This window comes from Thiolapillus sp. (genome assembly GCF_048562965.1).
GTDB lineage: Bacteria > Pseudomonadota > Gammaproteobacteria > Chromatiales > Chromatiaceae > Thiolapillus > Thiolapillus brandeum_A.
In genome coordinates this window covers 1-877 of sequence record NZ_JBHNMF010001110.1, presented here as the reverse complement: position 1 = coordinate 877, position 877 = coordinate 1, and the positions used below count along the sequence as shown (strand labels likewise).

Here is an 877-nt window from a genome sequence, read left to right as displayed (position 1 = left end):
TATAGGTCTTTGTCTCTCATAGGGGATTACGATAATCTACCCACTCCATTTGGGGAAGAGCCTGTTTTTTAAGCGAAGCACCCGATTCATCGATGGGCAACAATTATGAAACCACAAAAACTTCTGCTTCTTTTGACCTGCATCTTTCCGCTCATCTTTATTGGGAGCATTGAGGCCGCGCCGGCAGCCGGTAAATCCAGCCTCACCATGGGTGACGCCATCAACAAGGCCGGACGTCAGCGCATGCTTTCACAGCGCATCGTGAAAGCTTATGCACTGGTTGGACAGAAAGTCATGCTCAGCGCCAACATACAGCTTCGGGACTCCATCAAGCTGTTCGAAAAGCAGCTTGCCGAACTGACAGACTTTGCTGCCACTGACGAGGAAAGGAAAACCATCGCCGAAGTTGCGGCACTGTGGAAAAAATACAAGGCACTGGCTACTGCCAAACCCTCCAAAGACAAGGCTGAAGAGCTAGCGGTCATGTCTGACAAGGTATTGAAGAAATCACACCAGTTCGTGCTGCTGCTTCAGGAACGCTCAGGCACCAACGCAGGCAAACTGGTCAACATATCCGGCCGGCAGCGCATGCTTTCCCAGCGCATCGGTAAATTCTACGTGCTGCGCAGCTGGGGACTGGACAACCCCGAGTACAAGGCGGGACAGGACAAGGCCGTGGTTGAATTCACGGACGCTCTACACCTGCTGCAGAACGCTCCGGAGAACACCTCTGAAATCGACGATGCGCTGGCCAAGTAAGCGTGTCTTCGGCCTCGTGATAGATTTTGGGACATCCCAGTCCCCAAAATCGACTCGGCCTTTGACAACCTATTGGTGCCCCAGCCGTCCTGGTCACCAAGCACTACGCAACAACTTC

Annotated in this window: 1 protein-coding gene; it reads left to right on the top strand. The window is 52.9% G+C overall.

Annotated elements, in window-relative coordinates; translation table 11 throughout:
• Positions 1–105 precede the first annotated feature (105 nt).
• Positions 106–759: a type IV pili methyl-accepting chemotaxis transducer N-terminal domain-containing protein gene (locus ACOCD2_RS22645; protein WP_293650556.1), complete on the top strand. Its 654-nt coding sequence runs from the start codon at positions 106–108 to the stop codon at positions 757–759.
• Positions 760–877: the final 118 nt, after the last annotated feature.

Coding starts and splice junctions, on each gene's coding strand:
- ACOCD2_RS22645 (WP_293650556.1), top strand. CDS start 106: ATGAAACCACAAAAACTTCTGCTTCTTTTGACCTGCATCTTTCCGCTC.